This is a genomic window from Nocardioides sp. (genome assembly GCF_030019515.1).
Taxonomy (GTDB): domain Bacteria; phylum Actinomycetota; class Actinomycetes; order Propionibacteriales; family Nocardioidaceae; genus Nocardioides.
The window spans coordinates 155,244-169,123 of sequence record NZ_JASEEQ010000001.1 but is presented as its reverse complement, the minus strand read 5'-3'; the positions used below and the strand labels follow the sequence as shown (position 1 = coordinate 169,123).

Annotated in this window: 13 protein-coding genes; 5 read left to right on the top strand and 8 right to left on the bottom strand. The window is 71.7% G+C overall.

Annotated elements, in window-relative coordinates; genetic code table 11:
* Nucleotides 1-35 precede the first annotated feature (35 nt).
* The 3 genes from QMC84_RS00820 to metH all read right to left on the bottom strand — a co-directional run bounded on the left by QMC84_RS00820 (nt 36) and on the right by metH (nt 4,977).
* Nucleotides 36-350: a hypothetical protein gene (locus QMC84_RS00820; protein ID WP_300370660.1), complete on the bottom strand. Its 315-nt coding sequence runs from the start codon at nt 348-350 to the stop codon at nt 36-38.
* Between the two features lie 237 nt (nt 351-587).
* Nucleotides 588-1,271, bottom strand: coding sequence for an HAD family phosphatase (locus QMC84_RS00815; RefSeq protein ID WP_300370657.1), 684 nt, complete (start codon nt 1,269-1,271; stop codon nt 588-590).
* Nucleotides 1,264-4,977 (bottom strand): methionine synthase, encoded by a 3,714-nt coding sequence (gene metH, locus QMC84_RS00810; RefSeq protein ID WP_366145729.1) that lies wholly within the window; start codon nt 4,975-4,977, stop codon nt 1,264-1,266. The genes QMC84_RS00815 and metH overlap by 8 nt, the downstream gene beginning before the upstream one ends.
* 152 nt (nt 4,978-5,129) lie before the next feature.
* On the opposite strand from metH, the gene QMC84_RS00805 reads away from it, so the two are divergent.
* Nucleotides 5,130-5,978 carry a PAC2 family protein gene (locus QMC84_RS00805; protein WP_300370651.1) on the top strand — a complete coding sequence of 283 codons (849 nt, stop codon included), beginning with the start codon at nt 5,130-5,132 and terminating at the stop codon, nt 5,976-5,978.
* A gap of 129 nt (nt 5,979-6,107) precedes the next feature.
* Here the strand turns inward: QMC84_RS00805 and mshC are convergent, their stop codons facing one another.
* The 4 genes from mshC to QMC84_RS00785 are packed head-to-tail and all read right to left on the bottom strand — an operon-like array spanning nt 6,108 to nt 9,462.
* Entirely contained in the window at nt 6,108-7,355 is a 1,248-nt protein-coding gene (gene mshC, locus QMC84_RS00800) for a cysteine--1-D-myo-inosityl 2-amino-2-deoxy-alpha-D-glucopyranoside ligase (RefSeq protein WP_300370648.1), read from the bottom strand.
* Nucleotides 7,356-7,378: 23 nt separating this feature from the next.
* Nucleotides 7,379-8,152 (bottom strand): SCO1664 family protein, encoded by a 774-nt coding sequence (locus QMC84_RS00795; RefSeq protein WP_300370645.1) that lies wholly within the window; start codon nt 8,150-8,152, stop codon nt 7,379-7,381.
* Nucleotides 8,149-8,724, bottom strand: coding sequence for a DUF3090 domain-containing protein (locus QMC84_RS00790; protein WP_300370642.1), 576 nt, complete (start codon nt 8,722-8,724; stop codon nt 8,149-8,151). The genes QMC84_RS00795 and QMC84_RS00790 overlap by 4 nt, the downstream gene beginning before the upstream one ends.
* Before the next feature lie 9 nt (nt 8,725-8,733).
* Nucleotides 8,734-9,462 carry a histidine phosphatase family protein gene (locus QMC84_RS00785; protein WP_300370639.1) on the bottom strand — a complete coding sequence of 243 codons (729 nt, stop codon included), beginning with the start codon at nt 9,460-9,462 and terminating at the stop codon, nt 8,734-8,736.
* Nucleotides 9,463-9,494: 32 nt separating this feature from the next.
* On the opposite strand from QMC84_RS00785, the gene corA reads away from it, so the two are divergent.
* Complete coding sequence (gene corA / locus QMC84_RS00780; RefSeq protein ID WP_300370636.1) at nt 9,495-10,466, top strand: magnesium/cobalt transporter CorA; 972 nt, start codon at nt 9,495-9,497, stop codon at nt 10,464-10,466.
* Here the strand turns inward: corA and QMC84_RS00775 are convergent, their stop codons facing one another.
* A complete protein-coding gene (locus QMC84_RS00775) occupies nt 10,467-11,291 on the bottom strand; it encodes an undecaprenyl-diphosphate phosphatase (RefSeq protein WP_300370633.1) in 825 nt (274 codons plus the stop codon).
* Nucleotides 11,292-11,364: 73 nt separating this feature from the next.
* On the opposite strand from QMC84_RS00775, the gene QMC84_RS00770 reads away from it, so the two are divergent.
* The 3 genes from QMC84_RS00770 to QMC84_RS00760 all read left to right on the top strand — a co-directional run bounded on the left by QMC84_RS00770 (nt 11,365) and on the right by QMC84_RS00760 (nt 13,879).
* A complete protein-coding gene (locus QMC84_RS00770; RefSeq protein ID WP_300370630.1) occupies nt 11,365-12,312 on the top strand; it encodes an aldo/keto reductase in 948 nt (315 codons plus the stop codon).
* Between the two features lie 24 nt (nt 12,313-12,336).
* Nucleotides 12,337-12,555 carry a DUF5703 family protein gene (locus QMC84_RS00765; protein WP_300370627.1) on the top strand — a complete coding sequence of 73 codons (219 nt, stop codon included), beginning with the start codon at nt 12,337-12,339 and terminating at the stop codon, nt 12,553-12,555.
* Between the two features lie 163 nt (nt 12,556-12,718).
* Nucleotides 12,719-13,879 carry a GDSL-type esterase/lipase family protein gene (locus QMC84_RS00760; protein WP_300370624.1) on the top strand — a complete coding sequence of 387 codons (1,161 nt, stop codon included), beginning with the start codon at nt 12,719-12,721 and terminating at the stop codon, nt 13,877-13,879.
* Nucleotide 13,880 lies beyond the last annotated feature (1 nt).

Genomic DNA, 13,880 nt, shown 5'->3' with positions numbered 1-13,880 from the left:
CGGGGCCTGCTCAGGATAGGTCCTGCCCGGCGCGCCTAGTAGTCCACGAAGGTGCGGCAGACCTCACCGGTGCGGATGTTCTCGGCGCGGAACACGACGTCGTCCACGCCGTAGCCGTTGAACATGGTCCGGGAGATCCGGAAGCTGAGGTCAGCGTCCTCACTCCCGCGAGCGCGCCCCTCGTCGGAGACGTCGCCGTTGTGCTTGAGCTTCCAATCCCAGCTGTCGCTGTCGTTGCTCCAGACGGTGCCGACCACAAGAAGCCGGGCGTTGTTGCCCTCGACGGTGCTGACCCTGAGCTTGGCTCGGGTCGCGGTGCCCTCGCCGCAGGAGTCCCGGTCCTTCTGCACGTCCGTTGCGTTCCCGCCATCACCCGCGAATGCGATAGGAGCACTCACGAGGGCCGCTGCACCCAGCGCGAGGCTGAGCACGATGGCGGGAACGCGTCGGACGAACATCTTCAACCTTTTCGGACCTATCCAGGTGGAACAGCTCCCCCCGAGATGTCCTCATCCTCCGACGCCGCGAGGGCGGTGCGCCATTGTCCGGTGGTACTAGGACCTTGCGGCCGGGTGACTAGTCATCGACTAGTCACCTCGTGCGTCCCGTGACCACACCTCGCCGATGTCGAGCCCGTCGAGGGTGTCGGCGAAGACCCGCCGCGGACCGGCCAGGACCGGGACGTGGTTCTCCACGACCAGCACCAGGCACCCGGCGGCCTCCGCCGACTTCGCGCCGGTGTTGGAGTCCTCGATCGCCAGGCACTGGTCCGGTGCGAGCCCCAGCGCGGCGGCGGCGGTCAGGTACGGCTCGGGGTGGGGCTTGCCCCGCTCGACCCGGTCGCCGGTCACGACCACGCGGAACGTCTCGGCGGGCAGCCGCGCCAGGATCGGAGCCACGAACCGCTCGTAGGACATGGTGACGAGCGCGCACGGGATGCCGGCGCCGCGGATCCGGTCCAGGAGGTCGACGGCCCCGGGCCGCCACGGGACCTGGCGCTCGACCCGGCCCACCACGCCGTCGAGGAGCTCCTCGACGATCTGCTCGGCACTGACGTCGATCCCCATGTGCTCGCGGATGTAGTGGCCCGAGGAGAGCAGGTCGTTGCCGACCAGGTTCAGCGCATCGGCGTCGCTCCAGCGGCCGCCGTACCGCTCGGCCAGCTCGTACTCGGCCTCGATCCAGTAGGGCTCGGTGTCGACCAGGGTGCCGTCCATGTCCCAGAGGACGGCCGCCGGCAGCCGCCGGGGCCCACCGGGAAGGTCAGTCATCCGGGTCGTAGCCGAGGTTGGGCGAGAGCCACCGCTCGGCCTCCGCGAGCGTCCAGCCCTTGCGCTCGGCGTAGTCGGCGACCTGGTCGCGGCCGATCCGGCCCAGCACGAAGTACTGCGATTGCGGGTGGCTGAAGTACCAGCCCGACACGGCCGCGCCGGGCCACATCGCCATCCCGTCGGTCAGCTCGATGCCGGTGCGCTCCGTCACGTCGAGCAGGCGCCACAGGGTGCGCTTCTCGGTGTGCTCGGGGCAGGCGGGGTAGCCGGGCGCGGGCCGGATGCCCTGGTACCGCTCGGCGATCAGCGCGACGTTGTCGAGGTCTTCGTCGGCCGCGTGGCCCCAGAACTCCGTGCGCACCCGCTGGTGCAGGCGCTCGGCGAAGGCCTCGGCGAGCCGGTCGGCCAGCGCCTCGAGCATGATCGCGGAGTAGTCGTCGAGCCGCTCCTTGAACTCCAGGATCCGGTCCTGGGCGCCGAGCCCGGCGGTGACCGCGAACGCCCCGACGTGGTCCGCCAGCCCGGTCTCGCGCGGGGCGACGAAGTCGCCCAGCGAGCGGTTGGGGATGCCGTCGCGGTGGTCGCCCTGCTGGCGCAGGTTGCGCAGCGTGGTCAGCACCTCGGCGCGCGAGTCGTCGGTGTAGACCTCGACGTCGTCCCCGACCGCGTTCGCGGGGAACAACCCGAACACGGCGTTGGCTCGCAGCCACCTCTCCTCGATGACCCGGTCGAGCATCGCCTGGGCGTCGTCGTACAGCCCGCGTGCGGTCTCGCCCGTCGTCGGGCTGTTGAGGATGTCGGGGAACTTGCCCTTCAGCTCCCAGGCGTTGAAGAACGGCTGCCAGTCGATGTAGTCGCGCAGCTCGGCGAGGTCGTAGTCCTGGAGGACGTGGACACCTGGGGCCCGCGGCGCGGGGGGCGCGTACGCCGACCAGTCGATCGGGGTGCGGTTCGCCCGGGCCTGCTCGAGGGGCACCATGGGACGCTCGTGCTTGGTGGCGTGCCGGGCCCGCAGGGAGTCGTAGTCCTTCTTGATCTCGGCCATCAGCCGGGGGCGCTGCGCCGGGTTGAGCAGCGTCGCCATGGTCGGCACCGAGCGCGAGGCGTCCTTGACCCACACGACCGGGCCGTCGTACTTGCCGTCGACCTTGACCGCCGTGTGCGCCCGCGAGGTGGTGGCGCCGCCGACCAGCAGCGGGATGTCCATGCCGCGGCGCTGCATCTCGGCGGCCACACCGACCATCTCGTCCAGCGACGGCGTGATCAGGCCGGAGACGCCGACGGCGTCGGCGCCGACCTCCTCGGCCGTGTCGAGGAGCTTCTGGGTGGGGACCATGACACCGAGGTCGATGACCTCGAAGTTGTTGCACTGCAGCACCACGCCGACGATGTTCTTGCCGATGTCGTGGACGTCGCCCTTGACGGTGGCCATCACGATCGTGCCGTTGGTCTCCTTGGCCGTCGCGAGCTCGGGGTTGTCCAGCTTCTCCTGCTCGATGAACGGGATCAGGTAGGCGACCGCCTTCTTCATCACCCGCGCCGACTTCACGACCTGCGGCAGGAACATCTTGCCGGCACCGAACAGGTCGCCGACGACGTTCATCCCGTCCATCAGCGGGCCCTCGATGACCTCGATCGGGCGTCCGCCACGGGCGGCGATCTCCTGGCGGAGCTCCTCGGTGTCCAGCTCGACGTGGGCGTCGATGCCCTTGACGAGCGCGTGGGTGATCCGCTCGTCGACCGGCAGCGTGCGCCACTCCTCCGTCGCGGCCTCGGCGGTCTCCCCCGTCCGGTTGTGGGCCTCGGCGATCTCCAGCAGCCGTTCGGCGGCGTCCGGGCGGCGGTTGAGGATGACGTCCTCGATCCGCTCCCGCAGCTCCGGCTCGACCTGGTCGTAGACCACGAGGGCGCCCGCGTTCACGATGCCCATGTCGAGCCCGGCCGCGATCGCGTGGTACAGGAACACGGCGTGGATCGCCTCGCGGACCGGGTTGTTCCCGCGGAAGGAGAAGCTCACGTTGGAGATGCCCCCCGAGACCCTGGCGCCGGGGAGGTTCTGCTTGATCCAGCGGGTGGCCTCGATGAAGTCCACGCCGTACGACGCGTGCTCCTCGATGCCCGTGGCGACCGCGAACACGTTGGGGTCGAAGATGACGTCCTCGGGCGGGAAGCCCACCTCGTCGACCAGGATCCGGTACGCGCGCTCGCAGATCGCCTTGCGCCGCTCCACGTTGTCGGCCTGGCCGTCCTCGTCGAACGCCATCACGACCGCGGCCGCGCCGTACCGACGGCACAGCCGCGCCTGCTCGCGGAACTTGTCCTCGCCCTCCTTCATGGAGATCGAGTTGACGATCGGCTTGCCCTGGATGTTCTTCAGGCCGGCCTCGATCACCTCCCACTTGGAGGAGTCGACCATCACCGGGACCCGGCTGATGTCGGGCTCGCTGGCGATCAGGCGGGTGAAGCGGTCCATCGCCGCCACCCCGTCGATCATGCCCTCGTCCATGTTGATGTCGATGACCTGCGCGCCGTTCTCCACCTGCTGTGCGGCCACGCTCAGCGCGGTGTCGTAGTCGCCGTCCTTGATCAGCTTGCGGAAGCGCGCCGAGCCCGTGATGTTGGTGCGCTCCCCGACGTTGACGAACAGGCTCTCGTCGGTGACCGCGAACGGCTCGAGGCCGGAGAGGCGCAGCGCCGGCGCCGCCTCGGGGACCGGGCGGCGGGTCTTGCCCTCGACGGCCCGGGCGATCGCCGCGACGTGGGCGGGGGTCGTGCCGCAGCAGCCGCCGACCAGGTTGACGAAGCCGCTGGCGGCGAACTCCTCGATGATCGCGGCGGTCTCCTCGGCGGCCTCGTCGTACTCGCCGAAGGCGTTGGGCAGGCCGGCGTTCGGGTAGCAGGAGACGAAGGTGTCCGCGATCCGCGCGATCTCGGCGATGTAGGGCCGCATCTCCTTCGCCCCGAGCGCGCAGTTCAGCCCCACGGCCAGCGGTCGGGCGTGCCGCACGGAGTTCCAGAACGCCTCGGTGACCTGCCCCGAGAGCGTGCGACCGGAGGCGTCGGTGATCGTGCCGGACACGATCACCGGCCAGCGGCGGCCGTGCTCCTCGAAGAGGGTCTCGACCGCGAAGATCGCGGCCTTCGCGTTCAGGGTGTCGAAGATCGTCTCGATCACCAGCAGGTCGGCGCCGCCGTCGACGAGGCCGCGCGCCGAGTCGAGGTACGCCGCGACCAGCTGGTCGTAGGTGACGTTGCGGGCGCCCGGGTCGTTGACGTCCGGCGAGATCGACGCGGTCCGGGTGGTCGGGCCGAGCGCGCCCGCGACGTAGCGCGGTCGGTCCGGGGTGCTGACCGCGTCGACCTCGCGCCGGGCCAGTCGAGCCGCCTCGAAGTTGATCTCGTAGGCGAGCTCCTGCATGCCGTAGTCGGCCAGCGACACGGCGTTGGCGTTGAACGTGTTGGTCTCGATGATGTCCGCGCCGGCGGCGAGGTACTCACGGTGGATGCCCGCGACGATCTCCGGCCGGGTGATCGTCAGCAGGTCGTTGTTGCCCACGAGGTCGCTCGGCCAGTCGGCGAACCGCTCGCCGCGGTAGCCCGCCTCGTCGGGGCGGTCCCGCTGGATCGCAGTGCCCATTGCGCCGTCGAGCACCAGGATCCGCTCCTCCAGGGCGCGGGTCAGCTCCTCGGTCAGGTCGGGGCGCAGGTGCGGTGACCGGGACAACGGGACTCCTCTCTGCCGCCCGGAGGGACGACGTCTATAGCGTAGGAACCGTGTCCACGACGTGGACCCGCCATCCAGATCGTGACATCGCGCATCCGCCGGGGAGAAATCCTCACGGCGACTACGCTTGTGGGGTGATCGAGCTCGAGGACGTGCCGGACCTGGTGGACCCCGTCGTCATCGCCGCCTTCGAGGGCTGGAACGACGCCGCGGACGCGGCGTCCTCGGTGGTCGACCACCTGATCCAGGTGTGGGGCGCCCGGACCGTCGGCGCCGTGGACCCGGAGGACTTCTACGACTTCCAGGTCAACCGTCCGGTGGTCGGGACCGACGAGTTCGGTCATCGCCGGCTCACCTGGCCGAGCACCGAGATCGCGATCGCCTCTCCCCCGGACCTCGACCGGGACGTGATCCTGATCCGGGGCATCGAGCCGAACATGCGGTGGCGCCAGTTCTGCGCCGAGCTGCTCGCCGCCTGCGACGAGCTCGACGGCCAGCTCGTGGTGACACTCGGCGCGCTGCTCGCCGACACCCCCCACACCCGCCCGATCCCGGTGAGCGGCACCGCGACCGAGCCCGAGCTCGTCGACCGGCTCAAGCTCGTGCAGTCGACGTACGAGGGGCCGACCGGCATCGTCGGGGTGTTCCAGGACGCGTGCATGCGGGTGGACGTGCCGGCGGTGTCGTACTGGGCAGCCGTGCCCCACTACGTCGCGCAGCCGCCGTGCCCGAAGGCGACGCTGGCGCTGATCGGGCAGCTCGAGGACCTGCTCGAGGTCAGCATCCCCCTCGGCGACCTGCCCGAGGACGCCCGTGCCTGGGAGCGCGGCGTCGATGAGCTCGCGGAGGAGGACGAGGACATCGCCGACTACGTGCGTGCGCTCGAGGAGACCCGCGACACCACCGAGCTGCCCGAGGCCTCCGGCGAGGCGATCGCGCGCGAGTTCGAGCGGTACCTCAAGCGCCGTCAGGGCGACGAGTAGGCGCCGGGGCGGGTCAGGGGCGCCGGCGGCGCCCGTCGTTTGGTCACCAACCGCGATTGGGAGCGCTCCCGTTCTGTCGTTGGTGACCAAACCACGACAGTCGGGGCCCGCGCCAGGTGAGAGCGAGGGTCAGCTGAGCCAGAGAGCCAGGCCGAGGGCGGCGTCGAGGGCGGCGAGCAGCCGGCTGCCCGCGTCGGGGTCGCTGGTGTCGGCGAGGTCGTCGGTGCCCAGGGTGGCCGCGACCCACCGGTCCACCGCCGCGGTCGCCCGCGGGGCGTCCAGGTCGTCGGCGAGGGCGGTGAGCATCTCGTCGATCACCGGGCCGGCGGGGGCGCCGGCGCCCAGCGAGAGGGCCTTGCGCCAGCGGGCGACATCGTCGACAGCGGTCCACAGCTGGTCGTCGGTCCACTCCCAGTCGGCGCGGAAGTGGTGGCGCAACAGCGCGAGCCGGATCGCCATCGGGTCGACGTCGCTGTTGCGCAGCGCCGAGACGAAGACCAGGTTGCCGCGGGACTTCGACATCTTCTCGCCGTCGTAGCCGACCATGCCGCCGTGGCTGTAGACCTGCGCGAACGGCGTGCCGGGGACCGCGACCTGGGCGTGACCGGCGCACATCTCGTGGTGCGGGAACACCAGGTCGCTGCCGCCGCCCTGGACGTCGAAGCTCGAGCCGAGGTGACGCTGCGCGATCGCGGTGCACTCCACGTGCCAGCCCGGGCGCCCCGGACCCCACGGGCTCTCCCACGACGGCTCACCCTCGCGACGGCCGCGCCACACGACGCAGTCGAGCGGGTCCTTCTTGCCGGGCCGGTCGGGGTCGCCGCCGCGCTCGGGGTAGATCGCGAGCATCCGCTCGCGGTCCCAGCCGGACTCCGCGCCGAAGGCCGGGTCGGCGGTCACGGAGAAGTAGAGGTCGTCCTCGACCCGGTAGATCGCCCCCGCGGCCTCGAGGCGCCCGATCAGGTCGATGACCAGCGGAATCGACTCCACGGCACCGACGTAGTGGTCCGGGGGGATCACCCGCAGCGCGGCCATGTCCTGCCGGAACAGCTCGGTCTCGCGCTCGGCGAGCTCCACCCAGTCGACGCGCACCTTCTCGGCACGCTCGAGGAGGGGGTCGTCCACGTCGGTCACGTTCTGCACGTAGGTGACCTCGTGCCCGGCGTTGCGCCAGGCGCGGTTGAGCAGGTCGAAGGCGACGTACGTCGCGGCGTGCCCCAGGTGCGTGGCGTCGTACGGCGTGATCCCGCAGACGTACAGGCGAGCGGGCCCGTCCGGGGTCGTCGTGACCTTGTGACCCGACGGCGTGTCGTGCAGCGCCACGGGCGGTCCCGGGACCGGCAGCGTCGGGATCTCCGGGGTGGGCCAGGCTCGCATGCGGCGAAGCCTATCCGCCGATCTCAGAACGGCGGCCACGGGATCGCGGGCCACTCGCCGTGCGGCGAGGGCATCACGGCCCGGTCCGCGAGCCGCGCGCAGCGCCGCACCAGGGCCTCGATCTCGGGGTCGCTGAGGTGGGGCGCGAGAGCGTCGCCGAGCGCCGCGCCGGCCTCGACCCCGAGCCGGCGCACTGCGGTCACCTCGTCGGCGGTGAGCTCCTCGCCCAGCCACCCCCACAGCACGGTGCGGTGCTTGTGCTCGGTGTGGAAGGTGACGCCGTGGTCGACGCCGTACCGGTGCCCGTCGGTCATCGCGAGCACGTGTCCGCCCTTGCGGTCGGCGTTGTTGACGAGGATGTCGAAGATCGCCATCCGGCGCAGCGGCGCCGAGTCCTCGTGGATCAGCGACACCGGCCGGTCGTGGCCGTCGAGGCCGTCGAAGACGTGTCGCCAGCCTGCGGGCACCTGCCCCTCCGGCACCAGCGTGACCGCGACCTGCTCGTCGTCGGGCTCCTGCCAGCGTTGCACCATGCCCGGACCGTGCGGGCCGTCCCGCAGCCAGGTCTCGGGGACGACGTTCCAGCCGGTCGCCTCCGAGACGAGGTACGCCGCACGCTCCCGGCCGGCCAGGGTGCCGTCCGGGAAGTCCCACAGCGGGCGCTCGCCGGCGACCGGCTTGTAGACGACCTTCACCCCGCCGATCTCGCCGACGAAGGTCGCGTTCGAGGCCGGCATCACGCGGCCGTGCAGCACGAGGTCACCCTCGAGCAGGTCGCGCCCTGCGTCGGTGGTCACGGATCGCGGCGCCGGAAGCCGTTGGCGCGGACGCACAGGTGCCCGTCCGGGTCGATCGGGTTGCCGCAGAAGGGGCAGGTCGGGCGGCCCGCCTCGAGTACCTGCTCGGCCCGCTTGACGAAGGCCCGGGCCGGGCCCGCGGCGAGCCGGACCAGGAACACCTCGTCGGGCTCGGGCTCCTCGAAGTCCTCGTCGAGCTGGTCCGGGGTGACCACTGCCGCCTCGGTGAACGGGAAGACCTCGATCACGACCCGCTCGTCGGCCGGGTCCCACGACAGTGTCATGGTGCCGGCGCGGAACTCCTCCTCGATCGGCTGGTCCAGCGGCTCGGAGTCCTCGAGCCCGAGCGGGGCCACCGCCGGGACGATCGTGTCGCCCGGCTCGCCGGCCATCACCTCGTCGAGCAGCTCGTCCACCCGCTCGGCCAGCGCTTGGACCTGCTGCTTCTCGAGCGCGACGCTGACCACGCGGCTGCCGGAGCGGGCCTGGAGGAAGAAGGTCCGCTCCCCTGGGGGGCCGACGGTGCCGGCGACGAACCGCTCCGGCGGGTCGAATCCATGGACGACAGGCATGCGCCCACCCTAGGACCCTGTCGAAGGCCCGGCTCCCCCGCCGACGACCGCGTCGTCGGAGCGCTGGGTGCGGGACCGCCGCCGCTGGCCGCGAGGGCGGGCCGGGGCGAGCCAGGACAGGTCGCCCGCGTGCGTGTTGGTCGCGAGCACATAGGGGCGCGTGGCGGTGTAGCGGATGACCGAGATCGACGCCGGGTCGACGTGGAGCCGCTGGAACAGGTCGAGGTGCATGCCGAGCGCGTCGGCCAGGACGGACTTGATGACGTCGCCGTGGCTGACCGCGACCCACACGGCACCGGGGCCGTGCTCGGCGTCGACGGCGGCGTCCTGGCGGCGTACGGCGGCCACGGCGCGCGCCTGCATCGCCGACATCGACTCGCCCTCGGGGAAGACGACCGCCGAGGGCTGGGTCTGGACGGTGGACCAGAGCTTCTCCTTGGCGAGCTCCTTGAGCGGCCGGCCCTGCCAGGCGCCGTAGTCGCACTCGGTGATCCCGCGGTCGGTGGTGACGCGGATCGGGTCGGTCCGGGCGCCGGCGATCGCCTTGGCGGTCTGCCGGCACCGCTCGAGCGGGCTGCTGATGATCGCGGCGAGCGGCACGCTGCTGAGCCGCTCGGCGGCTCGCACGGCCTGCTCCGCGCCGGTGCCGTCGAGCCGCACCCCGGGGAGCCGGCCGGTGAGCGTGCCCGCGGCGTTCGCCGTCGTCCGGCCGTGCCGGACGAGGATCACGGTTGCCATGCGGTGGACTGTAGTGGGGCTACCGTGGGCCCGTGATCGTCGACTGCGCCCTGTACCGCCAGGGTGTCCGCGTCGAGGGCGGCGGTGACGTCCGGGCCCTACGAGCGCGGGCCGACCGCGACGGCGACTTCGTGTGGGTGGGCATGCACGACCCGAGCGCCGAGGAGATCGCCGAGGTCGCCGAGGTCTTCGGGCTGCACCCGCTCGCGGTCGAGGACACCGTGAAGGCGCACCAGCGGCCGAAGCTGGAGCGCTACGACGACACGCTCTTCGTGATCTTGAAGACGCTCTGGTACGTCGACGCCGATGACGCCGTCGAGACCGGTGAGATCGCGCTGTTCGTCGGCCGCGACTTCGTGGTCAGCGTGCGCCACGGGGAGGGCAGTGCGCTGCACTCGTCGCGAGAGTTCCTCGAGTGCAGTCGGGACCTGCTCGTCCACGGACCCCCGGCCGTGCTCTACGCCGTCTGCGACCACGTCGTCGACGGGCACGTCGCCGTCGTCGACGAGCTGGTCGTCGACGTGGACGAGATCGAGACATCGGTGTTCTCCGATGAGCGCACCGACGACGCTGCTCGGATCTACGTGCTCAAGAGGGAGCTCGCGGAGGTGCGCCGGGCCGTGCTGCCGTTGCGGGACCCGATGGCGCGGCTGGCCGCCGGCACGAGCGAGGGCATCCCGAGGGAGACGGCGCCGTTCTTCCGCGACGTCGGTGACCACCTGGCACGCGCGGCGGAGACCGTGGACAGCCTCGACACCCTGCTCTCGACGGCCTTCGACGCCCACCTCGCTCAGATCTCGGTGCAGCAGAACAACGACATGCGCAAGATCTCGGCCGGAGCAGCGCTCGTGGTCGTCCCGACGCTGATCGCCGGTATCTACGGCATGAACTTCCGGCACATGCCCGAGCTCGACTGGACCTACGGCTACCCGTTCGCCATCGGCCTGATGGCAGTGGTCGCCCTCGGACTGTGGGTGTTGTTCAAGAGGTCCGGGTGGCTGTAGCTACGCCGCAATCACGCCGGTCGCGACGAGGACCAGGGTCGCGGCGCCGAGCAGCACCCGGTAGAGGACGAACGGGGCGTAGGACCGGGTGGTGACGTAGCGCAGCAGCCACGCGATCGCGGCGTACCCGACCACGAAGGACACGATGGTCGCGACGATCGTGGGGCCCCAGCCGTAGAGGTTGTCGCCGTTCGGGATGTCCTTGAGCTCGAAGATCCCGGCCCCGATCACGGCGGGGATGGCGAGCAGGAACGCGTAGCGGGTGGCGGCCTCGCGCTCGTAGCCGAGCAGCCGGCCCATGGACAGGGTCGCGCCGGAGCGGGACACGCCGGGGATCAGCGCGAGGGCCTGGGCCAGGCCCATCAGGATCGCGTCGCGCAGCGAGATCTGCTTGATCGTCCGGTCGGTGCCGCCGAGGCGGTCGGCGACGCCGAGGACCACGCCGAGGACGATGAGGGTGGTGCCGATCAGCCAGAGACTGCGGAAGTCCTCCTCGATGACGTCCTTGAGCGCGACGCCGAGCACCACGATCGGCACCGAGCCGAAGATGATGAACCAGCCCATCCGGGCGTCGAGGTGACCGCGGTACTCCGGCTTGAACAACGACAGCAGCCAGGCCCGACCGATCCGCCAGATGTCCTTGCGGAAGAACATCAGCACCGCGACCTCGGTGCCGATCTGGATGACAGCCGTGAAGGCGGCACCGGGGTCGCCCCAGCCGAACAGCTCGGGGTAGATCCGCAGGTGCGCGCTGCTGGAGATCGGGAGGAACTCCGTGAGTCCCTGGATGAGCCCGAGCACCACAGCCTGGAGGAAGTCCACCACGGCCGGAACTCTACGGGCGGCCGCCGGGCGTGCCGTTGTGGGCCCGCGTGGTGTCGCCTACTACCTTGGCGCCATGCAGCAGCGGCGCGTCGGCTCGACCGGCCTCACCGTGTCCCGTCTGGCGCTCGGCACGATGACGTGGGGGCGCGACACCGACGAGCACGAGGCGCGCGACCAGCTGGTCGCGTTCACCGAGGCCGGCGGCACGCTCGTCGACACCGCGGCCGGCTACGGCAACGGCGCCTCCGAGGAGCTGATCGGCTCCCTCGTCGGCGATGTCGTCGCCCGCGACGAGGTGGTGCTCGCCACCAAGGCCGGGATCACCGCCCGGCGCGGCGGGCGCGAGTACAACACGTCCCGCGGGCATCTGCTCGCCACGCTCGACGCCTCGCTCCGCCGGCTCGGCGTCGCCCACGTGGACCTGTGGCAGGTGCACATCTGGTCCGACGACTCGCCGCTCGAGGAGACCCTCGGCGCGCTCGACACCGCGGTCCAGAGCGGGCGGGCGTCGTACGTCGGCGTCTCGAACTATGCGGGCTGGCAGACCGCCCAGGCCGCGACCTGGCAGCGGGCGGTGCCCGGCCGGACACCGCTGGCCAGCACCCAGGTGGAGTACTCCCTGCTGAACCGCGGCGTCGAGCACGAGGTGCTCCCGGCCGCCGCGGCGCTCGGGCTCGGGGTGCTGCCGTGGTCGCCGCTGGGCCGGGGTGTGCTGACCGGCAAGTACCGCACCGGGACCCCGTCCGACTCGCGGGCGGCGTCCTCGCACTTCGCGAACTTCGTCAACCCCTACCTCGACGAGCGCTCCGGCGGCATCGTCGAGGCCGTCGCCCGGGCCGCGGACGGCCTGGGCTGGACGCCGCTCGAGGTCGCGCTGGTCTGGGTGCGCGACCGGCCGGGCGTCACCGCGCCCGTCGTCGGTGCCCGCACCGCGGCCCAGCTGCGCGGCGCCCTCGGCGTCGAGGAGCTGAGCCTGCCAGCCGAGATCACCGCCGCCCTGGACGACGTGTCCGCCGATTGACCCGCTGACCGAGACGGAGACCAGATGAGCACAGAGCTGCGCCGGCCCCCCGCTCGTGGTGTCGAATGGGAGTTCGACAAGGTGACGTTCTCGCGGGAGTACCCCCGCAACGTGGTCACCAGGCTGCTCGTCGAGCGTGCCGAGCACGGCGGCTGGGAGCTGGACCGGGTGCGCATCACCGCCGACGGCACCCGCCGGGTCGTGCTCCGGCGCAAGATCATCCGAGCCGTCCGCACCGCCTGAGCCGTGGCTCGGCGCTCCGGCGCGCGGGGGTCATGCCGTTTGGTCACCAACGGCAGATCCCAGCAGGTCAGATGTGTCGTTGGTGACCAAACGACAACAGGTGGGCGACGCGGATCCGGGCGCCGGGTTGGTCCGGGCGGTCCGGAGTTGGCACGCTGCCTCCATGGCCGCGCCGCTGATCACCATCCCCGTCACCTCCGAGCTGGTGCACGGCGCGATCGAGCTCGAGCCGACCGAGCACGGCCTCCGGCCGCACCGGCTGCCCGCCTGGGCACGCGGGCAGTGTGCCGACGGCCAGCTGGCGATGGCGGAGGCACAGCCGTCCGGGGTGCGGCTGGTGTTCCGCACGGAGGCCACGACGATCGAGCTGGACGTGCTCGCCACCAAGATGACGTACCCCGGCCTGCCGCCCCGGCCGGACGGGCAGTACGACCTCGTCGTCGACGGCCGGCTCGCGGCCCGGGCGACCGCACCGCGCGGGCACCTGCTGACGGTCGACCTCGCGACCGGCGGGTCCGCGCTCGAGCCCGGGCCGGTCGGCACCGTCGCCTTCCACGGGCTCCTGCCGGGGGCCAAGCACGTCGAGCTCTGGTTGCCGTACTCCGAGGTCACCGAGATCGTGGCGTTGCGCACCGACGCCCCCGTGCAGCCGGTCGGCACCGACGACCGACGGGTGTGGCTGCACCACGGCAGCTCGATCAGCCACGGGTCGAACGCCGAGAGCGCGTCGACCACCTGGCCGGCGCTGGCGGCCGCCGCGGGCGGGGTGGAGCTGGTGAACCTCGGCCTCGGCGGCAGCGCGCTGCTCGACCCGTTCACAGCGCGCACGATGCGCGATGCGCCCGCGGACCTGCTGAGCGTGAAGATCGGCATCAACCTGGTCAACCTGGACCTGATGCGGCTGCGCGCGTTCGGACCCGCGGTACACGGCTTCCTGGACACCGTGCGCGAGGGCCACCCGGAGACCCCGCTGCTGGTGGTCTCCCCCATCTACTGCCCGATCCACGAGCAGACGCCGGGGCCGAGCGCCCCGGACCTCTCCGAGGGGGTGCGCTTCGTCGCCCTCGGCGACCCCGCCGAGCGCGCGGTCGGCAAGCTCACCCTACGCGTGATCCGCGACGAGCTCGCCGCGATCGTGGCGGCGCGGGCGGCCCTCGATCCACACCTGCACCACCTCGACGGTCTGGAGCTGTACGGTCCGGCCGACCACGACCGGCTGCCGCTGCCCGACCAGCTGCACCCCGACGCCGCGACCCACCGGCTGATCGGCGAGCGCTTCGGCCGGATCGAGTTCGGGCCCGGCGGCGCCTTCGCCTGCGGCTAGG